Source organism: Segatella hominis (assembly GCF_004535825.1).
GTDB lineage: Bacteria > Bacteroidota > Bacteroidia > Bacteroidales > Bacteroidaceae > Prevotella > Prevotella hominis.
In genome coordinates, this window is the sequence record NZ_SGVY01000032.1 from 1 (window position 1) to 22,672 (window position 22,672).

General features: G+C 47.1%; 21 protein-coding genes. 10 read left to right on the top strand and 11 right to left on the bottom strand.

Annotation, left to right across the window (positions count from 1 at the left end):
- Positions 1–166 precede the first annotated feature (166 nt).
- The 3 genes from EXN75_RS11480 to EXN75_RS11490 all read right to left on the bottom strand — a co-directional run bounded on the left by EXN75_RS11480 (position 167) and on the right by EXN75_RS11490 (position 4,095).
- Positions 167–1,297: an AAA family ATPase gene (locus EXN75_RS11480; RefSeq protein WP_022109672.1), complete on the bottom strand. Its 1,131-nt coding sequence runs from the start codon at positions 1,295–1,297 to the stop codon at positions 167–169.
- A gap of 137 nt (positions 1,298–1,434) precedes the next feature.
- Positions 1,435–3,153: an ABC transporter ATP-binding protein gene (locus EXN75_RS11485; RefSeq protein ID WP_246031382.1), complete on the bottom strand. Its 1,719-nt coding sequence runs from the start codon at positions 3,151–3,153 to the stop codon at positions 1,435–1,437.
- Positions 3,154–3,204: 51 nt separating this feature from the next.
- Positions 3,205–4,095 carry an NAD kinase gene (locus tag EXN75_RS11490; RefSeq protein ID WP_134843927.1) on the bottom strand — a complete coding sequence of 297 codons (891 nt, stop codon included), beginning with the start codon at positions 4,093–4,095 and terminating at the stop codon, positions 3,205–3,207.
- A gap of 82 nt (positions 4,096–4,177) precedes the next feature.
- On the opposite strand from EXN75_RS11490, the gene EXN75_RS11495 reads away from it, so the two are divergent.
- The 5 genes from EXN75_RS11495 (at position 4,178) to EXN75_RS11515 (ending at position 9,422) form a co-directional block, all read left to right on the top strand.
- A complete protein-coding gene (locus EXN75_RS11495) occupies positions 4,178–4,750 on the top strand; it encodes a DJ-1 family glyoxalase III (RefSeq protein WP_118119752.1) in 573 nt (190 codons plus the stop codon).
- Positions 4,751–4,760: 10 nt separating this feature from the next.
- The gene (locus tag EXN75_RS11500; protein ID WP_134843928.1) at positions 4,761–5,432 is read left to right on the top strand and encodes a 2-C-methyl-D-erythritol 4-phosphate cytidylyltransferase; all 672 of its coding nucleotides are present in this window, start codon (positions 4,761–4,763) and stop codon (positions 5,430–5,432) included.
- Positions 5,433–5,466: 34 nt separating this feature from the next.
- Positions 5,467–7,563, top strand: coding sequence for an ATP-dependent DNA helicase RecG (gene recG, locus EXN75_RS11505; RefSeq protein WP_118119756.1), 2,097 nt, complete (start codon positions 5,467–5,469; stop codon positions 7,561–7,563).
- 81 nt (positions 7,564–7,644) lie between these two features.
- Complete coding sequence (locus EXN75_RS11510; RefSeq protein WP_134843929.1) at positions 7,645–8,085, top strand: hypothetical protein; 441 nt, start codon at positions 7,645–7,647, stop codon at positions 8,083–8,085.
- 389 nt (positions 8,086–8,474) lie between these two features.
- Complete coding sequence (locus tag EXN75_RS11515) at positions 8,475–9,422, top strand: peptidoglycan DD-metalloendopeptidase family protein (RefSeq protein ID WP_022109685.1); 948 nt, start codon at positions 8,475–8,477, stop codon at positions 9,420–9,422.
- A gap of 1,152 nt (positions 9,423–10,574) precedes the next feature.
- On the opposite strand, the gene EXN75_RS11520 is transcribed toward EXN75_RS11515, so the two are convergent.
- The 8 genes from EXN75_RS11520 to tsaB all read right to left on the bottom strand — a co-directional run bounded on the left by EXN75_RS11520 (position 10,575) and on the right by tsaB (position 17,282).
- Complete coding sequence (locus tag EXN75_RS11520; RefSeq protein ID WP_134843952.1) at positions 10,575–10,808, bottom strand: DUF2442 domain-containing protein; 234 nt, start codon at positions 10,806–10,808, stop codon at positions 10,575–10,577.
- Positions 10,795–11,052, bottom strand: coding sequence for a DUF4160 domain-containing protein (locus EXN75_RS11525; RefSeq protein WP_134843930.1), 258 nt, complete (start codon positions 11,050–11,052; stop codon positions 10,795–10,797). The genes EXN75_RS11520 and EXN75_RS11525 overlap by 14 nt, the downstream gene beginning before the upstream one ends.
- Before the next feature lie 272 nt (positions 11,053–11,324).
- Entirely contained in the window at positions 11,325–12,728 is a 1,404-nt protein-coding gene (gene rseP / locus EXN75_RS11530) for an RIP metalloprotease RseP (RefSeq protein ID WP_134843931.1), read from the bottom strand.
- 36 nt (positions 12,729–12,764) lie between these two features.
- A complete protein-coding gene (locus EXN75_RS11535; protein WP_134843932.1) occupies positions 12,765–13,928 on the bottom strand; it encodes a 1-deoxy-D-xylulose-5-phosphate reductoisomerase in 1,164 nt (387 codons plus the stop codon).
- Positions 13,929–13,989: 61 nt separating this feature from the next.
- Positions 13,990–14,511 carry a ribosome maturation factor RimM gene (gene rimM, locus EXN75_RS11540; protein WP_134843933.1) on the bottom strand — a complete coding sequence of 174 codons (522 nt, stop codon included), beginning with the start codon at positions 14,509–14,511 and terminating at the stop codon, positions 13,990–13,992.
- Positions 14,512–14,523: 12 nt separating this feature from the next.
- A complete protein-coding gene (murA, locus tag EXN75_RS11545) occupies positions 14,524–15,834 on the bottom strand; it encodes a UDP-N-acetylglucosamine 1-carboxyvinyltransferase (RefSeq protein WP_134843934.1) in 1,311 nt (436 codons plus the stop codon).
- A 3-nt stretch (positions 15,835–15,837) separates the two neighbouring features.
- Entirely contained in the window at positions 15,838–16,518 is a 681-nt protein-coding gene (locus EXN75_RS11550; RefSeq protein ID WP_134843935.1) for a DUF4290 domain-containing protein, read from the bottom strand.
- Between the two features lie 71 nt (positions 16,519–16,589).
- A complete protein-coding gene (gene tsaB, locus EXN75_RS11555; RefSeq protein WP_134843936.1) occupies positions 16,590–17,282 on the bottom strand; it encodes a tRNA (adenosine(37)-N6)-threonylcarbamoyltransferase complex dimerization subunit type 1 TsaB in 693 nt (230 codons plus the stop codon).
- A 91-nt stretch (positions 17,283–17,373) separates the two neighbouring features.
- Here tsaB and EXN75_RS11560 point away from each other — a divergent pair, with 91 nt between their 5' ends.
- From EXN75_RS11560 to EXN75_RS11580, 5 genes are all read left to right on the top strand, one after another.
- Positions 17,374–18,252 carry a YicC/YloC family endoribonuclease gene (locus EXN75_RS11560; RefSeq protein ID WP_134843937.1) on the top strand — a complete coding sequence of 293 codons (879 nt, stop codon included), beginning with the start codon at positions 17,374–17,376 and terminating at the stop codon, positions 18,250–18,252.
- Between the two features lie 28 nt (positions 18,253–18,280).
- Positions 18,281–18,856: a guanylate kinase gene (gmk, locus tag EXN75_RS11565; protein ID WP_134843938.1), complete on the top strand. Its 576-nt coding sequence runs from the start codon at positions 18,281–18,283 to the stop codon at positions 18,854–18,856.
- A 65-nt stretch (positions 18,857–18,921) separates the two neighbouring features.
- Complete coding sequence (gene nadD, locus EXN75_RS11570) at positions 18,922–19,503, top strand: nicotinate (nicotinamide) nucleotide adenylyltransferase (protein WP_134843939.1); 582 nt, start codon at positions 18,922–18,924, stop codon at positions 19,501–19,503.
- A gap of 20 nt (positions 19,504–19,523) precedes the next feature.
- Positions 19,524–21,446 carry a phosphoethanolamine transferase gene (locus EXN75_RS11575; RefSeq protein WP_134843940.1) on the top strand — a complete coding sequence of 641 codons (1,923 nt, stop codon included), beginning with the start codon at positions 19,524–19,526 and terminating at the stop codon, positions 21,444–21,446.
- A 92-nt stretch (positions 21,447–21,538) separates the two neighbouring features.
- Positions 21,539–22,669: an acyltransferase family protein gene (locus EXN75_RS11580; protein WP_134843941.1), complete on the top strand. Its 1,131-nt coding sequence runs from the start codon at positions 21,539–21,541 to the stop codon at positions 22,667–22,669.
- Positions 22,670–22,672 lie beyond the last annotated feature (3 nt).

A 22,672-nucleotide genomic window follows, 5' to 3' on the forward strand; every position in this document is an offset into this window, starting at 1 on the left:
TGACTGATAATAGTCGCAAAGTAAAGACAATTTGTCTTCCTTACTGTAACTTTTGTACTTTTTACTCATTACTAAACACATTTTATTAATTAACCATAAATGTGTCTATCTATATCAGTATAAGTCAATCCCCGAGGGACCGCTTGAAGGGCATAGCAGGAACTTCTCATGCATACTGAATACAAATCCACTTCGCAAAGAAGCGGTCGCTTACTAAATAACCATTAGGAGTCTTGCTTACCAACTGCTTATCCACCAATGCCTTCAACGCAGTTTTCACGCTGCTCGTAGCAGGAAGCTGATGGGATCTGATAAACTGCTGGCTCAAAGGCGAACTCACCAGTCCCTCTCGAGCTATTGCCAATAGAAGCAACTGCTGATTCTCCGTAAGCCAGGCACAATAGTTCTGATAAGCCATCGCCTGTTCATCTATCAACTCCTGAACCACCTCATCTACCAATGACTTCGTAATCTCAGAAGAACCATGCTCATAAATGCCATGCAATATTGCCTGCACATACCACGTTACACAATCCGACTGCTGATAGATATAAGAAAAGGTGGATTCATCTATTGACCTGTGCTGAGAAGAAAGAAGGCGATTGGCAAATTCCAAATACACCTGCTCTTCGATACAAGGCAAAGACAACACCAAAGAACTCTGGAAGAAAGGACGGTTGGCAGACAGAAACATCTCCTGCATCATGTGCTGCTGACTGCCAGAAAATACGAAATATACATTTGGCAAGAACTGGATATAAGAACGGATCATTGCCTCTACCCCATCCTCAGGATAGTTTAATATCTGCTGAAACTCATCTATGGCGATGTAGCAGCGCTTACCTGACTGCTTCAAATACTCAAATATTCGCTTCAAACTCTCCTTACCCTCACTCGGCTTTAAATCTAAAGAAAAAGTAGGAATTCCTGTCAGTTCATCTATCGTCAAAGTAGGTCGCCAACTACTGAAGAACTCCTGAACTTTACGAAGGGCCGATTGAGAAACCGTATCAAGTTTTCCGATGATTTCAGAAGCCATGATTTGCACCATTTGCTCCAGGTTTTTGGTGGCAAAAATATCGAGGTAGAAACATTTCACCCCTTCATATTGCTCCTCCATCTGATGGAAAACATGATGTATCAAGCCCGTCTTACCCATACGACGAGGGGCGACAAGCGTGATGTTACGCTCATTATGCAGCGTAGAAATCATCTTCTCGGTTTCTTTCTGGCGGTCGCAAAAATACTCTGCTCCTTTATAACCATACACAACAAAAGGATTGTTCAATGTTGCCATATCTCATCATTATTCATTACACAAATAACCATTGCGCTTTTTACGCAACGCAAATTACGCAATAAAAAACGAGATAGCCAAATGTTTTCGAGATTTTTAATAATAATTACACGAAAACTGACTGCTTCAAATACGTTCTATCTCGGGGTGCGCTCTATTTTCAATACCTGATCACAATAATCTACTACGGCAGGGCGATGCGTGATGAAGATAACGGTCTTATCATGCGAAGCCAAGATATTCTGAAGGAGTTGACGCTCGGTTTCTGGATCCAATGCACTCGTAGCCTCATCAAAAAGCATGATGCTGCGATTGCGCAACAGACTTCGGGCTATGGCAATACGCTGTGCCTGTCCTTCACTCAAACCTCCTCCCTGCTCGCTGCAAACCGTATCGAGACCTTGTGGCAATTCCATCACAAAGTCGGCACAACTCGTATGCAAGGCTGCCTGCATCTCCTCATCAGTTGCATTCAACTTGCCTAATCTCAGATTATCACGGATAGTTCCACTCATCAGGGTATTGCCCTGAGGAACATATACGAAGTTGCAACGGTGGCGAGGCGACAGTTCTCCCTGCTTTTTCGACGAATGATAAATCTCAACTTTTCCATGCTGAGGACGGAGCAAGGCCAAAAGCAGACGGATAAGCGTAGTTTTTCCTGCACCCGTTTCTCCCAAAATAGCCGTACAACTGCCCGGACGGAAATCAAAACTCAGATGATTGATGATATTCGTCTTGTCCAATGGCTGGTTCTGATACAAGATTTTTTCCTCTGGAGAAGCCTCAGCCAACTTATAACTGTAGCAGACATCCTGCAATCGGATGCCGCAAGGCGAAGGAATCAGGATTGGCTCTCCCTGTTCCTCCAGCGGATTTTCCTCCAGTTCCATCAGTCGCTCTGCTGCCGTAAAGACACTCACGAAGGCAGGAACCAACTTGGTAAGGTTTCTTGCCGGAACCTGTATCTTATTGACCAACTGCAGGAAAGCCGTCATGCCTCCGAAGCTCAGACTGCCGGCACTCATACGAATGGCCGCCCAAAGGAAAGCCACGAGATAACCTAAGGCAAAACCGAAGTTGACTATCAGATTACTGAACACGCTAAACATCGTACGCTTCACCACGTGTCCACGCAATTCCTTCTGTGTATTCTCAAGTTTATCCACCATCGCATCATCCTTCTCCAAGGTCTTGATGAGCATACGATGCTGGATAGTTTCCTGCAGCACACTCTGCACCTTACTGTCTGAATCACGCACCTGGCGGGTCAGTTGGCGCATCTTTCCCACATAGATTTTGGAGAAAGCCAAGAAAATCGGAATCATGATGACGATAACGATAGAGAGCACCTTGTCCATCGAGAAAAGATAGAAGAAGGCACCGAGAAACATCGCTAATACGCTCAGCGTATTCGGGATGGTCTCCGTCAGGAAATTCACCACATTGCTCACGTCCGTCTCCAGTCGGTTGAGCACATCTCCCGAATGCATCTTTTCCCTACCGTGCCATTCAGAACGGAGGATACGATCGAGCATGCGCTGCTGCATACGGTTTTGCGCCTTGATGCCCAAGAGATTACGAATCCAGACGGAAGAAACATTCAGGGCGAAGTCGGCAAGAATCAGGAAGCCCATGAGAGCAACAGCCCAATAGATATCGCCTTCCACCACATGAGAAGCAACATCTATGGCACGCTTAACCGCCCAAACCTGTGCCAGACTCACGCCCACCGAGAGCAAACCCACGGAAGCATTGAGGACAGCCTGCAACTGGTTGCCCCGCCATGCCTGCCAAAGCCAAATCAGCAAGGTCTTGACATCATACTTAAACTTTGGAACCTTGAATATCTTCATCCATCTAAGCATTTGAATTCTTCACTCTTCCCTCTTCACTCTTCACTTAAACTATCTTTCCCTCTGGTCAGCGCCCCACATCAGTTTCTCTCTCAGCGTAGAGAAATAACGCTGGTTGCGCTGCTTCACGATTTTGATAGAATGTGCAGCCTTGCGGATGACGAGACTGGTTTCCTCCGTCATGCGCTCACTTCTACCATCGATAGCCACGAGATAATTATGACTGCGACTCTCGATGTCCAGTTGGATTTCAGCCGTATCATTGATTACGATAGGACGGATATTGAGACTGTGCGGAGCAACAGGAGTGAGACAGAGACTTCCACTCTGCGGGATGATAATAGGTCCGCCATTGGAGAGATTATAGGCAGTAGAACCCGTAGGCGTGGTAACGATCAGACCATCCGCCTGATAGGTAACCAAGAATTCCCCATCCACATGAGTACGGATGGAAATCATGGAAGCATCATCACGCTTCAAAACGGCAATATCATTGAGGGCAAAAGGATTGCCAGCCAATACGCCGCCCCTCGCCTCTACCTGGATAACCGCATGTTCCTCTATCTGGCATTCCCCAGCATAGAGGCTGTCCAGTGCAGTCTCTATTTCGCTTGGCAACACATCAGCCAGGAATCCCAATCGGCCCATGTTGATACCAATGATAGGAGTTCCCTTCGCCCCCACCTTACTGGCAGCCTTGAGGAAGGTTCCGTCGCCGCCCATGGAGATGACGTAATCCACATCGAAGTTGTAATCCTCGAAGACACCCGCCACCTTCACGTCCAGTTGGAGGTCGCGTACGAGAAAGTCGTAATAAGCATTCTCCACATAGATCTCAGCCTTCTTCTTTTCCAGAAAAGCCAGGATAGTTTCGATGGAAACCGACTTCTTAGCCTGGTATTCATTGCCAAATATTGCAAATTTCAAATGTTGTTCTGCCATTTGTTTTGTCATTTCAATTATTATTGTTACTTTTGCAAAGGTAATAATATAAATCGAATTATTCAACAAAAAAGATAAAATTATGGCAAAGGTATATGAATTTCTTGCCAATGGCTTCGAGGAAATCGAAGGTTTGGCTCCTGTTGACATCCTCCGCAGAGGGGGCGTAGATATCAAGACGGTCAGCGTTACCGGTAGTGAATTTGTGGAAACTTCCCACGGAGTTACCATCAAGGCCGACCTCCGTTTCGAGGATGTTGAGAGTTTTGAAGATGCCGATATGCTGATGATTCCTGGTGGAATGCCAGGCAGCACCAACCTCAATGAGCATGAGGGAGTACGCCAGGCTCTCATCGCCCAGCACAAGGCAGGCAAACGTGTAGGTGCCATCTGCGCAGCGCCTATGGTATTGGCCAGCACAGGCATCCTCGACGGCAAGAAAGCTACCTGCTATCCTGGTTTCGAACAGTATTTCGATGCCAGCACAGAATATACAGGCACCCTCTTCCAGGAAGACGGCAATGTGATTACAGGTGAAGGTCCTGCAGCCACCCTTCCTTATGCCTACCAGATATTGAGTTATTTCGTGAGCAAGGAAACCGTGGCTGCCCTGCAGGACGGAATGATGTATGATCATCTCATGAAGAGCAAGTAAAAAGAAAAATATGGATTACGTAATTATAGTAGCCGGGGGCAAAGGTCTCCGCATGGGAAGTGAGATTCCCAAGCAGTTCTTGCCAGTAGCAGGCAAGCCTATCCTGATGCGCACCATCGAGCGCTTTCATGAATACGATGAGCATCTGAATATCATCTTGGTATTGCCGGAGAGCCAGCAGGAATACTGGCACCAGCTTTGCGAGGAGCATCATTTCGATATCAAGCATCAGATTGCCAATGGTGGCGACACCCGCTTCCAGTCTTCGAAAAACGGACTTGCACTCATCCCCGATGGAGAGGACGGTGTGGTAGGAATCCATGATGGTGTGCGCCCATTCGTCTCTACCGACGTCATCAGCGAATGCTACGAGACGGCACGCGAGGAATATGCAGCCATCCCTGTCTATGCGGTGACTGAAACCCTAAGATATATTGACAAGCGTGGCGGTGGCAAGAATGTGCTCCGTGATGATTATCGCATCGTGCAGACTCCACAGACCTTTGACATCAGTTTGGCAAAACAGGCCTTCAACCAGGGTTACAAGGAACAGTTTACCGACGATGCATCCGTTGTAGAAAGTCTCGGCTGTCAGGTAGCGATGGTGGATGGAAATCGAGAGAACATCAAGATCACCACCCCATTCGACATCAAGATCGCTGAAGCATTGTTATCAGAATAAGAACAAGAGAATTCTTCTCTCTTCACTTAAAAATATGAGTAGTATTTTAGACCAAGACATCATGTTCCTGCCCGGCGTAGGACCCAAAAAGAAAGAGATACTGAGCAAGGAGCTCGGTATCAGCTCCTATGGTGACTTGCTGGAATACTACCCTTATAAATATGTAGATCGTTCGAGGATTTTCCACATCAGCGAACTCACCCCCGACATGCCTTATGTCCAGATCAAAGGCCGAATACTAAGTTACGAGGAGTTTGATACTGGCAAACGCAACAAGCGTCTTGTTGCCCATTTCTCCGATGGCTTCGGCGTGGTCGATTTAGTCTGGTTCCGCAGTTCCCAGTACATTCTCAAGACCTATCATGTAGGTACCGAATACATCGTCTTCGGCAAACCAGCCCTCTTTGGCGGCCGCTATCAGTTTGCCCATCCAGACATGGATGATGCCAGCAACCTGCAGATTTCAGAAATGGGAATGCAACCTTTCTATAATACCACCGAAAAGATGAAGAAGTACGGATTTTCCTCCCGCACCATTGAGAAGCTCACCAAGACCTTGGTAGGACTGCTTCCTCAATTGCCCGAGACATTACCCGACTCCATCACCTCCCGCCTGCATCTGATTTCCCGCGATGAAGCCTTCCGCTTCATCCACTATCCGCATACCCATCAGGAGATGCAGAAAGCACAGGTGCGACTCAAGTTTGAGGAACTCTTCTATGTGCAACTTAATATATTAAGGTACGCGAGCGACCAGCGGCGCAAATACCGTGGCTACATCTTCAACCGCATCGGTGACATCTTCCATGATTTCTATGCCCACCATCTTCCTTTCGAACTCACGGGCGCACAGAAACGGGTGATGCATGAAATCCGTGCCGATATGTGCAGCGGCCGACAGATGAACCGGTTGCTGCAGGGCGACGTGGGTTCTGGTAAAACCCTTGTGGCGCTGATGACCATGCTCATCGCCCTCGACAATGGTTATCAGGCCTGTCTGATGGCTCCTACCGAAATTCTTGCCGAACAGCACTTGCAGACCATCCGTGAATTTCTCAAGGGGATGGACATCCGGGTGGAACTGCTCACGGGTATGGTGAAGGGAAAGAAGCGCAAGGAAGTGCTCGATGCTCTGATTCGTGGAGATGTCCAGATATTGGTGGGCACACATGCCATCCTCGAAGACCCCGTGATGTTCGCCCATCTCGGCGTAGCAGTCATCGACGAGCAACATCGCTTCGGAGTTGCCCAGCGTGCCCGCCTATGGGCAAAGAGCGAGAATCCGCCTCATGTATTGGTGATGACCGCCACGCCTATCCCGAGAACCTTGGCGATGACCATCTATGGCGATCTCGACGTGAGTGTGATAGACGAACTTCCGCCAGGTAGAAAACCCATCCAGACTTTGCATAAGTTTGACAACCAGTTGACCAGCCTCTACCAGAGCATCCGCCGCCAGATCAATATGGGCAGACAGGTTTATATCGTCTTCCCGCTGATCAAGGAGAGCGAAAAGAGCGACCTCAAGAACTTAGAGGAAGGATTTGAAACGCTGAAGGAAGCCTTCCCGGAATTCCGCCTCAGCAAGGTACACGGACAGATGAAACCGGCTGAGAAGGAAGAAGAAATGGAGCATTTCGTGAAGGGCGAGACGCAGATATTGGTAGCCACCACCGTGATAGAAGTGGGTGTGAATGTGCCCAATGCCTCCGTGATGGTTATCCTCGATGCACAGCGCTTCGGACTTGCCCAACTCCACCAGCTCAGAGGCAGAGTGGGACGAGGTTGCGACCAGAGTTACTGCATCCTCGTCACCAACTATAAGTTGTCGGAGGAAACCCGCAAACGCATTGATATCATGTGTGATACGAACGATGGATTCCGCATTGCCGAAGCCGATCTCAAGTTCAGAGGACCGGGCGATTTGGAAGGAACCCAACAGAGCGGAATGGCTTTCGACCTGAAGATAGCCAATATTGCAAGAGACGGACAGATTGTACAGTTGGCACGCACAGAAGCACAGACCATCATCGATGCCGACCCACATTGCAACCTGCCTCAGAATGCCCTGCTCTGGAACCGACTGAAAGAAATGAAGAAAACCCATATCAATTGGGCTGCAATCAGTTAGGGAAACCATGACCGGGATTAAAAAAGAGGATTAAAAAGAGAATAACTGAGAAAGAAATCAGAGATAAAAAGGAATCAAGAGATGAAGGAGAAAAACAATATAGAAGAAGGCTTCCTTTTTGATGCAGAAGAAATCGGAAAGCAGGAAACGGACACACAGACATCAGAAGGCACAGAATCCACAGATGCCCCCTGCCGCAGAGGAAGAAGGCGCTCTATGGTGACGGAAGACAGACCGCCCCTCACGCCAGAACAGATGAGAGAACTTCTGGAAGGTATTACGGAGATAGAGACAGCTACAGGCATCCGATACATCCGTATCCACCTCACAGCCAAGATGTTGATAGGCATCCGGGAAAGTTCCGGCAAGGAGTTCACCATCAATCTCGGTGAACTGTATCAGGCCTATCAGAAATGCCTCCGCTTTACAAGTCCGGAAGTCAAGCGAATCATCTTTATGGGTCACTCTCCAGCCGTCACCCTGCTGCGAATGCTGAAAGAAAAAGCACAGAATTTATCGTGAAAAAACGATAAAGGCTTCATGAGGGAATGAAACAGACTTCATAAAGGAATGAAACAGGCTTCATGAGGAAACGAAAGTAATTTCAATAGAAAATGCAAATACTTTCGTACGAAACCTGCATAATTTTGCAAAAACGAAATACTGCAAAATTGATTTAAATCAAAAAGCGCTTCTTCTTAACAAAAGTTAAACATCAACTTTTCGCGTTAAATATCCCCTTATTCGTGTTAATGGCCTTGGCAGACTGGAATATTTTTCATATATTTGCAAAGTCTATTTAACAAAGTCACGCACATAAGGGGTTTTTACTTAGGTGTTTTGTAGTGGAATTTCATTTATGATTTCATTTCAATGGTGACGAACCTAAAAAAGAATATTAATTAAAAAGTATGAGTTTAAAAAAGAAAATAAAGAAGATTTCCGTAGTGGCATTGTTGGCGTTAACAACCGTGCCGTCATTTGGTCAAGACTTGCTTGCCCGTCAGGCACCAGTTGACCATCGCATGAAGTCGATAGACACATTAGCAGTATCTCATTATCGAATGATGGAAGATAGAGAGAATCCTTCAGCAGAGTTGTATCAGGATTTCTCCAACAAGTATGCTCACCGCCGGACTGCGCTTCCTGAGCACTTCCGTATCGACCTCCGTCATTTCTGCATGCCAACTCCAAGTCGCGTTGTCACAAGTAACTTCGGTTACCGTGCAAGCTTTGGCCGCCAACATAAAGGTATGGACATCAAGGTTTATATTGGCGACACAATCCGCGCAGCCTTCTCAGGCAAAGTTCGCATCGTAAGATATGAAGGTGGTGGTTATGGTAAGTACATCGTCATCCGTCACAATAATGGTTTGGAGACCATCTACGGTCACCTCTCTAAGCAGCTCGTTTCTGAGAACGAGGAGGTAAGAGCAGGCGATGTGATTGGTTTGGGAGGTAATACAGGTCGTAGTACCGGTTCTCACCTTCACTTCGAGACTCGTCTTTGCGGTGTAGCCCTCAACCCTGCGTTGATGTTCGATTTCCGCAATCAGGACGTTACTGGCGATTTTTACGATTTCCGTCGCGACTCTTACGAGCGTGAGTCTGCAGATGCCAATGCAGCTCGTGGCAAGATTGGTAATGGTGGTTACACCCGTGAACAGGTTAATGGTGGCGAAGTGGGCAGATACAATGCCAACGCTGGTGGCGAGAAGCTTTACCACAAGGTTAAGTATGGTGAGACTCTGAATTCCATCGCCGAGAAGCGTGGTGTAACAGTAGATCAGATTTGCCGCCTCAACGGTTACAAGAAGGATAAGAAGCTGACTCCAGGTCAGATTATCCGCTACTCTTAATCTTAGGACTTTACAACAATACTTTTTCAATAACAACCATAAAGCAGGAATCTCTGGGAGGAGGTTCCTGCTTTTTTCGTTATATAATCATTTCAGGAGAGGCTAACGTTAATGTTGTTGAAAAAAAGAGAGAATAGGTTGTATTTTCAACAGAAAATATTACTCCAGAATCTCCAAACGATTTTGGTTTTTAAAAAGAAGAATCCCCAAATTTTTATACCGAAATAGCGGGAAATGCTACAAAAACGGAAATTTGAAAAGCGAAACGAGAAAAGCCCTTCACCCTTCACCCTATCAGCATAAACATCTGATAAACAAGTACTTACAAGCACAATAACTTAAAATCACCCTTCACCACCCTTCACCACCCTTCATCTCAATCTAAAAGACGCATTTAGCCTAAAAACCTACTATGAAGGCTGAAATTGGTCGTCTCTTAAGGTAAGCTCTGGTCTTAATAGACGACTGTATAGACTCATAAGATGAAGCTAAATCAGAAATAATATGTATATATTTTTCATAACCAACTAAATTTCAAATCTAACGAATAACCAGTCAATCGTAGCTAATAAAGGGCTAAAAACGGCAAAAAAGATGAAGGACGGTGAAGGGTGGTGAAGGGTTGAATTTTACCTTTCATCCTCAAATCCTCTGTGTTTATCAGCTTTCCGGGCGAAAAGATGAAGGGTGAAGGGTAAAATCGTATTTCGATTTTAATTTTTCTCTACTATAAAGATTTTTCCAAACATCTACCACCGCTATTTTTATATAAAAACCAATACAAACATTTTCTATAATAAGGAAATCAGAGAACAAAACGCCAAGCAGATATTCTTGTCTCGCTAAAGTCGAAAAGTGCCTAAGGAAGGGCTCTATTGTGCCAAGGTAAGGGCACTTTTGCGCCCGGGCAAGAGCACTTTTGTGCCCCCGAAAAACGACAAAGGAGCCCAAGTAAGACACGACCCGTAAACCCGAAACACAGATTCCTATCTTTCGGAGATACGAGTCGCAAACAAGTCATCCTGATTCGCCACTACCAGCAACAGAATCAAGATACTGAGTCACTCAGAGGTTCCTCAATGGTAGTCTCACCGTCCATTACATTCTCACCTTATTATATATATACAAGAATCGACAAGGCAATATAAAGAGTTACAGAATTTCTGCTTCATTTCTCTTCATGATGAGCGGATAACGTTCAGGATGCTTCAGGCTATCTATCTCCAAATCAACATCAAGCTTTGGCCATTCGATAGAATTTCTTCCACTCATTTTTACATCAAGAGCATCAGAAATACATGCGTGTTTCATCCAAGGAATACGATTATACGATACGAAATAATCGTTACCTTTCACGGAAAGCATGATTCCCTTATCGTTGATCATCAAGACGCTTACCGACATATCTTGTAAATTTGTATTTAAAATCGTCTCCATTTTCTCTAAGTATTTTTTCAATATAACTTAATTCTTTGCTACTAAATCCGAAGTTCTCAGCAAGTTCTATATCGGGTTCCAACCAATATTTGCATTCGTTTTCGGCTTTTATCACATGAATGTGTATTCGAGATTCCTCATTGGAATAAATCTTGAATGTATATCCATTTTGTTCTTTAAATTTTGGACTCATTTTCGATTTCTTTATTCGTTGGCAAAATTAATATTTTTTTCTGAAACAAACAAGAAAAAAATCAATTTGTAGGTATTTAGTTAGCGTTTTATCATAGTGTTTGTTCATTAGTGCTGGTGGAAGCCGAGTTTTAATAACGTTAAACGTTATTTCTTAGAATCTTACTGAACACACAACCAGCACTCACCAGCTCTACTTTGGTTACAATATACCTTCCAAAGCGGCTGGTGAGTTTTTATGTAATGTTTTCCTTAAGATAATTTCTTTCCTTTTTACAGGATTCCAAACAGTCGCAAGACATCATTCAGATTCGCCACTACCAGCAGCAGAATCAAGATACCGAAACCGACAAACTCGGCACGCTCCATGAACTTATCGCCTGGCTTGCGACCGGTAATGATCTCATACAACAGGAAGAAGACATGACCGCCATCCAATGCAGGAATAGGCAGGATGTTCATAAACGCCAAGATGATGCTCAGGAAGGCTGTCATCATCCAGAACGCATGCCAATCCCACATGGATGGGAACAGACTGCCCAATGCGCCGAAACCGCCTAAGCTCTTGGCACCCTCCTTGGAGAAGACATACTTCATATCGCCTACATAACCTGCCAAAACATTCCAACCATACTTGATGCCGGCTGGGAAACTCTCGAAGAATCCATAACTGATATGGGTTGGCTGGTAGTCCATCATCACAGGATGATTGTAGAAACCTAACTTCACGCCTTCGTCTGTGGACTCAAACTGTACTGCCAAGTTGAGGGTATCTACTGCAGAATTCTTATTACCAACGCCTGCACGCAATACAGTCAGGGTGCCAGTAAGAGCCTTCAAACTGTCTTTAGGAGTCTGCGCTACGGAAAGCACATCATCCACTCTGCCCAACTCCTCGGTCAACTCATTATAGGAATCCACCTTCTTGCCGTTGACGCTCAGGATGCGGTCGCCCTTCTTCAGACCAACCTTGGCTGCAGGAGAATTCTGCATCACGCTATCAATCTGCAACGGAACGAAGACCTCTACAAAGCGAGGGGTCTCCTTGATCATGTCGAGCATGTTCAGATCGCCTGGAGTCTGGATGCTTACCTTCTTGCCGTTGCGCAATACATCTACACGCTGCGCCTTGGAGAGCTCACGAAACAGGTCGCCATCATAGGTCTTAATCTCGCCCAAGTCTGTAGATAAGAGAATATCATGGTCCTGGAAACCTAATTTCTTGGCTTCGGTATTGAACTTCATACCCTGTTTCATATCCTTGGTAGCCACATAGGTATCGCCCCAATGGAACATCACCATGGAATAGATAAAGAGAGCCAAGACGAAATTGACCAGCACACCACCTATCATGATGAGGAGACGCTGCCAAGCCGGTTTGCTACGGAACTCATAAGGCTGTTCTGGCTGCTTCATCTGTTCGGTATCAAAACTCTCGTCGATCATACCCGAAATCTTACAATAGCCTCCCAATGGCAACCAGCCCATTCCATAAGTAGTATCTGAATTCTTTGGCTTGAACTCAAAGAGGTGGAACCATGGGTCGAAGAAAAGATAGAACTTCTCAACTCTTACACCGAAGAGTTTGGAGAAGAAGAAGTGTCCGCCCTCATGGAGCAGCACCAAGATGGAAAGCGAGAGCATCAGCTGCAACGCTTTGATCAAAAATACTTCCATTAATTATTGATTATTCTGATTATTGATTATACCTTATTATATATGATGCATCAGTTCGGTGGCAATGCGGCGAGCCTCGGCATCGGTCTGCAGATAGACGTCGAGGTCGGGCTGACTGTCGAAGGTGGCTTTCGCCATCACCTCTTCGATGATGTCTGCCATCTGCAGGAATCCACATTCGCCACGACGGAAGCCGGCATTGACGATTTCATTGGCTGCATTGACGATGCAGGACATATTACCGCCCTTGCGGATGGCGTCAAAGCAGAGTTGCAGACACTTGAACTTCTTGTAGTCTGGTTCGAAGAACTGCAAATCCTGTGTCTTGAAAAGGTCGAGACGCTCGCCCTTCAAAGGCAGGCGCTGAGGGAAGGAGAAGGCATACTGGATAGGCAGGCGCATATCCGGCACGCCCAACTGGGCCTTGACGGCTCCGTCCATAAACTGCACGGCACTATGCACCACGCTCTGCGGATGGATGAGCACCTGTATCTTGTCGGCAGGTACGCCGAAAAGCCACTTCGCTTCAGTCACCTCAAATCCCTTGTTCATGAGAGAAGCGGAGTCGATGGTTATCTTGGCGCCCATATCCCAGGTAGGATGCTTGAGGGCATCGGCTGCCGTTACCTTCTCCAACTGCTCGTGGGTGAAATTGCGGAAAGGTCCGCCCGAACAGGTAAGGAGTATCTTGTCGATCTCGTTCTGATCCTCGCCCACCAAACTCTGGAAGATGGCGCTATGTTCGCTATCTACCGGGAGGATAGGCGCATGATACTGCTGAGCCAACTGGCAGATGAGTTCACCTGCCACAACGAGGGTTTCCTTATTGGCCAGACAGATTTTCTTGCGGGCCTTGATGGCATGGATGGTTGGTTCCAATCCAGAGAAGCCCACCATAGAGGCAAGCACCATGTCGATAGGGTCAGCCTCCACGATGTCGCAGAGAGCCTGTGCACCAGCATAGACCTTGATGTCAGGTTCGTCGCGGAGCAGATCCTGCAACTCCTCATAAAGTGTCTCATCGGCGATGACGACGGCAGCAGGATGAAACTTGTGCGCCTGAGCAGCCAGTTCCTTCACACGATGGTTGGCGGTGAGGCAATAGACCTCATAAAGGTCGCTATGCTGTTCGATGACATCCAGCGCCTGTGTGCCGATACTTCCCGTAGAACCGAGAATACATATCTGTTGTTTTTTCATTACTCTTGAAATTAGAACTTCAGAAGAGTAAAGCCATTGAATTCTTCACTCTTCACTTAAATTACAGTTCCAGCAATCCTTCCGGAATCGCCATTCTGATTTCTTTCTTCTCTGCATTCACTTCCTCGATGAGGTCGTTGCTGGCAGGAATCAGCACTTCCTCTCCCTCCGGGGTAGTCACCTCGAAGAGGAGATTGATAGTGGAATCATCCACATGATCGATGGTGCCCACCACCTTGCCGGTAGGAACATCCACCAGTCGGAAACCAATGATTTCAGCCCAACTCATGTGTTCACCATCGCTATCGGAAAGATGGCGCGGGAAATACACCTCGCAGCCTGTATAGTTGCGAGCCTGTTCCTGCGTATCAATATCCTCAAACTTCACCAGTACGTTTTCATCATTCTTAAAGCGGTATTCCTCCATATAGAAAGGAACGAGGATGCCGTTGATGTCGAGCACGAGATACTCCGCATCCACACGGTCGAAAACATCATCTGTAATAGCGAAGGTGATTTCTCCCTTCACGCCGTGAGGCTTTCCGAGCTTACCTATCTTATATACGTCGTCACGTCTTATCATATCCCATAGAAATTAATCCTCCACACGGGTAATCTTGGCACCCAATGCGTTGAGGCGGTTTTCGATGTCCTCATATCCGCGGTCTATCTGTGCGATATTGGCGATACGGCTGGTTCCGTTGGCGCTCATGGCTGCTATCAGCAGGGCGATTCCGGCACGGATATCCGGGCTCGTCATTCTGCCAGCACGGAGCGTGAGCTTATGGTCGTGACCTACCACCACAGCACGGTGAGGGTCGCAAAGGATGATCTGCGCACCCATGTCGATGAGTTTATCCACAAAGAAGAGACGGCTCTCGAACATCTTCTGATGGAAGAGGACGCTACCGCGAGCCTGGGTAGCCACTACCAGCAGGACGGAGAGAAGGTCTGGAGTCAAGCCTGGCCAAGGAGCATCCGAGAGAGTCATGATGGTGCCGTCGATAAAGGAATCGATGACATAATGCTTCTGTTCTGGAATGAAGAGATCATCGCCCTCTACCTTGATTTTCACACCCAAGCGGCGGAAGGCATCAGGAATGATTCCCAAATTCTTGACCGATACGTCCTTGATGCGGACACCAGCACCACACATGGCAGCCATTCCGATGAAGGAACCCACCTCGATCATATCCGGCAGAATGGTATGTTCGGCTCCATGCAGACTCTCCACGCCCACGATGGTGAGGAGATTGCTGGCGATACCGCTGATGCGTGCTCCCATCGCATTGAGCAGATGGCAGAGCTGCTGGATATAGGGTTCGCAGGCTGCATTATAGATGGTGGTAGTACCCTTGGCGAGCACAGAAGCCATGATGATATTGGCGGTACCCGTAACGGAAGCCTCATCGAGCAGCATATAGCAGCCCTTCAAGTGGTCTGCCTCTATCTGATAGACATTGCGCTCGTCATCATGCATAAACTTGGCTCCCAAATATTTGAAACCCAAGAAGTGAGTGTCGAGACGACGGCGACCAATCTTGTCGCCACCCGGCTTGGCAATCGTAGCCTTTCCGCAACGGCCCAAAAGCGGACCAATCATGAGCACGCTGCCACGAAGAGAGGAGCATTTCTTCACAAACTCTATGCTGTCCAGATAGTCGAGATTGAGTTCATCGCTCTGGAAAGTATAATCGTTGCGGCTATTCTGTGTCACCTTGACTCCGATTTCCTTCAGCAACTTGATGAGATTGTTGACGTCGAGGATGTCCGGCACGTTCTTGATGCGCACAGGATCCTTGGTTAAAATCGTGGTACAGATAACCTCCAATGCCTCATTCTTGGCACCTTGTGGGACAATCGTTCCCTTGAGCGGATGGCCGCCCTCTATGATGAATGACTCCATAAGCTACTTATTATTCCTTTTCTTGTTATTTTTCTGAGAAGCATTATTATTTTTCTGAGAACCGTTCTTCTGAGCATTATTTCTCTGCCCATTGTTGTTTTTCTGCATCACATTATCGTGAACCAGCACCAGTTTCTCAAACTTGAAGTTCTTCAGGTCGAGGTGGATCTTGCCATCAGTAAAACGGGCCAGGTCGGCAGCCACCTTTTCCTCATCACAGGAACCGTGGCTCCATTGTGCCAGGTCGCGTCTCATCTGATTGGCAGTCAGCTTCACCAGTTCATCACGCTCCTTTCCCGGCTCCATATTCTTCAGTCTGTCGAAGAGTTCAAACATCATGGAGCCATAGTGGCGCACAGGGATTCTCGTCTTCGGATAATCCATCGGATCGGGTCTTTTGGCAATATCCTCAGCCTGCTTCACGGCAAAGGGATAGTCGATATCGAGCTTGAAACCGCTCATGATGGCGAGATGGTCCCAGAGTTTGCGATGATGTTCCTCGGCATCTGCACCATCAGGAAACATGTGGTCCATGATGGCGATAATAGACTCCGCACAATGCTGGCGCTCAGCACGGTCTTTGATGCCGACGGCATGATCGACCATACTCTGAATCTCCCTGCCATATTCCGGCAAGACCAACTTTTCGCGTTGGGTATTGTAATCTAATCCTTCTATATTCATTCTAATGATGATTGATGAATGTTCTTTTTATATTATATATGAGAAACCCGCCGTTAGAGCAGTTTCTTCCCTTAGAGCAGTTTCTTCGGCATCTTGGCCACAAAGTCCTTCAGATAGAAAGGAACGAAGTAAGCCACATCCTCAAACTTGCCTTCCACGAAGCGCTTCTCTGCCAGCGGAGCCATGTTCTTCGCCAACGGTTCGATGCCCTTCACGAGTCGGGCATTCGGATGATTGATGACCTCCATACATTTCTCGGCTCCATTTCCGAAGAAATAGACAGTTCCACGGTCGAGATACTCCTTGTAGGTTTCAGCATCCACGATATCAGCCTGGATAGGGCGCACCTCCTTCAGGGCACGATCCATCACCTTGGCATAGACTTCCATTCTGCGGGCATCAAGCATAGGAACGATAAGCGCATCTTCCTCAGCCGGATGCTCACCGAGCAATACAGGAACAGCCATCAGTTCGAGCGTAGGGATGGAGATGAGCTTCACATCACGGCCATAGCAGATTCCCTTCGCCATACTGACTCCGATGCGAAGACCGGTATAAGAACCAGGACCGCAACTTACCGCCACAGCCTCCAAAGGAATACCATGGGCATCTATGAAACTAAGAGCCTCATCTACGTAAACACCTAACTTAACTGCATGGTTAGGACCGCTGTGATCTTCCTTGTTGAAAACCACCTGTCCATTATCACTAATTGCTACTGAGCACACGTCGGTACTCGTTTCAATATTCAATATACAAGACATAATTTAAAAATATATTCTTAAATAAGGTGCAAATTTAATCATTTTCTCGCTTTTTTTTGTACTTTTGCAGAAATTTAACGTGAAAGATTATATGATACAGTCAATGACAGGCTTCGGAAAAGCTACCGTTGCCTACAAAGAAAAGAAAATTAATGTAGAGATAAAGTCATTAAACAGCAAGTCTTTTGACCTCTCTACACGTATAGCACCTCTCTATCGTGAAAAGGAGATGGAGATTCGCCAGATCATCGCTAAAATGCTGGAAAGAGGCAAGGTTGACTTTGCTATCTGGATAGAGAAAAGCGCGGGTGCTGATGCGACTCCTATCAACGCTGCACTTGTAGAGAATTATTACCACCAAATCAAGCAGATTTCGGCTCAGACCGGTATTCCTGAGCCTACTGACTGGTATGGCACACTTCTTCGTCTTCCTGATGTAACAACACGAACTGAAATGGAAGAATTGACTGAAGAGGAGTGGGAAGCTGCTAAAAGTGCAATTTTGCAGGCCATCGGTCATCTGGTGGACTTCCGCAAGCAGGAAGGTGCTGCTCTCCAGAAGAAATTTACGGAGAAAGTGGATAATATTCAGGCACTCCTTGCCAGTATCGAACCATACGAGAAAGCCCGTGTGGAGAAAATCCGTGCCAGCATCGTGAGCGGTCTGGAACAGATTCCTTCAGTCAACTACGACAAGAACCGCCTGGAGCAGGAGCTCATCTACTACATCGAGAAGCTCGACATCAGCGAGGAGAAGCAGCGCCTTACCAACCATCTGAAGTATTTCCGTGAGACCATGAACGAGGAAGGTCACGGCGTGGGCAAAAAACTCGGTTTCATCGCTCAGGAGATGGGGCGCGAAATCAACACCACCGGTTCTAAGAGCAATCAGGCTGAAATGCAGAACATCGTGGTGAAGATGAAGGACGAATTGGAGCAGATCAAGGAGCAGGTGCTGAATGCACTATAATTGGAATCATAAAATTAATGATATAATTATGAAGAACGGATTGTTAATTTTCAGCGCTCCTTCCGGCAGCGGAAAGAGCACGATAGTCAACTGGTTGATGAAGGAACACCCGGAATTGAAGTTGGCCTTCTCCATCAGTTGCACCTCCCGCGCCCCTCGTGGTACTGAAAAGAATGGTGTGGAATATTTCTTCCTCACTCCTGAGGAATTCAAGGCTAAGATTGCTAATGAGGAGTTTCTGGAATACGAGGAGGTTTATCAGGACCGCTTCTACGGCACGCTGAAATCTCAGGTGGAAAACCAGCTGAATGCTGGCGAATCCGTCATTTTCGACGTAGATGTCAAGGGTGGCGTTAATATCAAGAAATTCTATGGTGAGCGTGCCTTGAGCATCTTCGTGCAACCTCCTTCGGTAGAGGAATTGCGCCGACGGCTGAATGGTCGTGGTACGGATGCACCAGAGGTGATTGAGCAGCGACTTGCCAAGGCAAGCTATGAGCTGACATTTGCTCCACAGTTTGACCATGTAGTAGTAAACGACAACTTGGAGAAGGCGCAGCAGGAGGTTTATCAGCTCATCAAGGATTTTTTAAGTGAAGAGTGAAGAATCCTAAGTGAAGAACGAAGAGTGAAGAATTCAAGTGAAGAATTTTAAGTGAAGAACGAAGAATGAAGAAAGTAGGAATATTCGGAGGAAGTTTCAACCCGATACATACCGGTCACATTGCTTTGGCCAAGAGCCTCTGCGAAAAGGCGGGACTGGACGAGGTGTGGTTTATGGTTTCACCACAGAATCCGTTCAAGCAGGCGGCAACCGACCTGCTTGACGACTCTTTGCGCTTCGAACTGGTGGAAAAGGCGCTCAAAGGGGAAAGCCAGCTGAAAGCTTGTAACTATGAATTCCATCTTCCGAAACCTTCCTACACCTGGCATACGCTCCAGGCGCTGAGCAAGGATTATCCCGACATCGACTTTACCTTATTAATAGGTGGAGACAACTGGGCCGCTTTCGACAAGTGGTTTCATCACGACGACATTCTCGCCCACTACCCTATCGTGGTCTATCCCCGTCAGGGAGCAAGCATCGGAGCCGTTCCGCAGGGAGTAACCATCGTGGAAACGCCTCTGCTCAACATCAGCAGCACCCAGATACGCCAGGCGATTCTTCAGGGGGAAAGTATCCACGGAATGGTGCCGGAAGCCATCGAGGACTTGGCATGCAGATATTATGAAATGAGAAGTGAGAAATGAGAAATTATAATATGGAAAATATGAATTGGAAGAAATACATCAAGAAGGCTTTGTGCCTGGCATTTGAACCGATACGACGTAATGCTAACTTCTTTACGTTCATGTATATTTTGGGCGTACTGACTGCCGTGGTAACGCTCCCGAGATGGGGTGAACTCTACGACAACCTGTATCTGGAACTGTTTTTCGACCTTTACATCGTTTGTGCCGTCTTGGCTTTGATTCCTAAGAAAGTGCGCTTCTGCATCAGAGGTGTACTCTATCTCATCTTGTATGCCGTGGCGATAGCTGATGTCTATTGCTTCGTCAATTTCGGCTCCACGCTCAACCCTTCCATGCTCATGCTGGTGGGCGAAACCAACAGCAGCGAGGCAAGCAACTTCATCGCAGCCTGCCTCTCTACCGAGGTTATCTTCAGTAGTGTGGGCTGGGTATTGCTGCTTATCCTCGTGCAGATACTCACCGCCTTCCGCCGTTTCCGCCATTTCATCTGGAAAGTATCGGTACTCTTTGCCTCCTTCAGCAAACCGCTCTACGGTTGGCTTACCATTCATATCGACCGCATCACCCGACTCCTGCCTCAGGTAGCCGGCATCTGCTGCATCGCCCTCTTCATCTGGAGCGCCTGCACTTCCTGGCACAACAAGATGGCCATCCACAAGCTGATGACGGGCAAGACTATCGGCGAAGTGGAACACACCCTCACGGAGAAGGACTGCGCCAATCTCTACATGCCTATCTACCGTCTCAATTTCAGCATCTATGCCAATAAGTTGGCAGCCAACCAGATTACCCAACTGATTCATGCTGCCGACAAGGTGAAGGTAGATACCTGCACCTACCGTTCGCCACAGATTGTACTCATCATCGGCGAGAGCTTCGGCAAGCATCATTCCCAGCAATACGGTTATTTCATGGATACGACTCCTTATCAGGTGGCATTGGAAAAGACCAAGAAGCTGACCAAATTTACGGATGCCGTGACCTGCTGGAATCTCACCAGCTTTGTTTTCAAGAACGTATTCTCCACCCATGTCATCGGCGAAAAGGGCGAGTGGTGCGACTATCCTCTCTTCCCGGAAATCTTCCGCAAGGCAGGTTACCACGTCACCTTTATCACCAATGAATTTCTGCCGCAGGCCAAGGAAGCCGTATATGACTTCAGCGGCGGTTTCTTCCTCAACAATCCGAAACTCAGCAAGTTGCAGTTTGACAGCCGCAACACGGAGCTGCACGCCCTGGACGACGGACTGTTGGAGGACTATGACAACGGACTGAAGGAAGCTGAAACCAACAGTAAGTACAATCTTACCATCTTCCACCTGATGGGTCAGCACGTGGATTACAAGACCCGCTACAAGCACAGTCAGACCCATTTCTGGGCGGGCAGTTATGAGGACAAGCGCCCTGAGCTGACCGACAAGCAGCGCAAGGTGCTGAGCCATTACGACAACGCCACCCTTTACAACGACTCTATCGTGGCGCAGATTGTGAAGCGCTATTCCAAGAAGAACGCCATCGTCATCTACATGCCCGACCATGGTGAGGAGTGCTATGAAGGCAACCGCGGTTTCATCTGCCGCAACCATTCTGCCAATATCGACTGGCCTTTGGCTCACTACGAGTTTGAGATTCCTTTCTGGATTTTCTGTTCCCAGAAGTACATCAGCAGCCATCGTGACATCTACCGCCAGATTCGCAAAGCGAAGGACAAGCGTTTCATGACCGATGCCTTGCCTCACCTATTATTATATTTAGCAGGCATCGAGACTCCTACCTACAATCCGAAGTACAACATCCTAAGCCCAGAGTATGACGAAATGCGCCCTCGCATCCTGAAAAACAGCGCCGACTATGACAAGTTGAGGGATGCGGAAATGGAGAAGCAGAAAAGGCTGAAGGATGCAGAAGCTGCCATGGGACATAAAAAGAAAAAGAAATAGGAATATTGCATATTCAAAACAAAATACGTAATTTTGCACCCATAAAAAAGAATATGCCCCTATCATTAAATAAAGAATAGGAGAAATAAGATATGAATACACCCACTTTAAGTCGTTCGGAATGTAATGTGCTGCGAGGACTTGCCATTATCGGCATTTTCCTGCACAACTACTGCCATTGGATAGGTTCTATCGTCAAGGAGAACGAGTATCAGTATTTTCAACATAATGTGGACTGGCTGAATCAGGTATTGGTCAATCCAGACCTCAATCTGCCGTTCCATCTCATCTCATTCTTCGGACATTATGGCGTACCAGTATTCCTCTTCCTGAGCGCATACGGACTGGTCTTGAAATATGAAGCAAAGCCACATCTTGATGCCTCGACACAATTTGTCAACATCAACGGAAAGACGATGTGGAACTGGAAAGAGCCGCTTCGCTTCATCCGCTATCATTATCTGAAACTCTTCAAGATGATGATTGTGGGATTCGTGGCCTTCACCATGCTCGACTACATCACATACGGTCCGCACAAGTATGCTACACTTGATATTGTGGCGATGTTAGGTATGTTTAATAATATATTGCCCGACCCAGACCGCATCATCTGGCCAGGACCATTCTGGTTTTTCGGATTGATGCTCCAACTCTATATTGTCTATCGCCTGTTCATCTATCGCAAACATTGGGGATTCACCGTAGGACTGATGGTAGTCTGCATAGTGATACAGATAGCGTTGGGATGGGACAATCCAGAGAGCGAGGCGATGAACCGCTACCGCTATAATTTCATGGGAGGAATGTTGCCATTCGGGTTAGGCGTACTCTATGCCCGATATGGCGAGAAGATATTGATGACTTTCCATCACAACGTGACGAATTTCTTCGGCATCATCTTCTGCTGCTCCATCATCTACAGTCTCAGCGGCAGCATGATGGGATGGACCTTCGTACCCCTCTTCATCTGTCTGCTCAGCGTACTGACCGCCAAATTTCTTTCAGGAGTCAACTGGTTGTCAGGAGTCAACAGGATATTGGAATGGATGGGCGGCATTTCGGCGGCACTTTTCGTCTGCCACCCTATCACACGAAAGATTTTCATCCCTATCAGCCGACAGGGAGATATGTATGCAGGTCTGCTCCTCTATATCGTATCGAGCATCTGCCTGGCTTGGTTGTTCACGCAACTGATGAAGAAAATCCCAAATCCGAAGCTTTAGAAG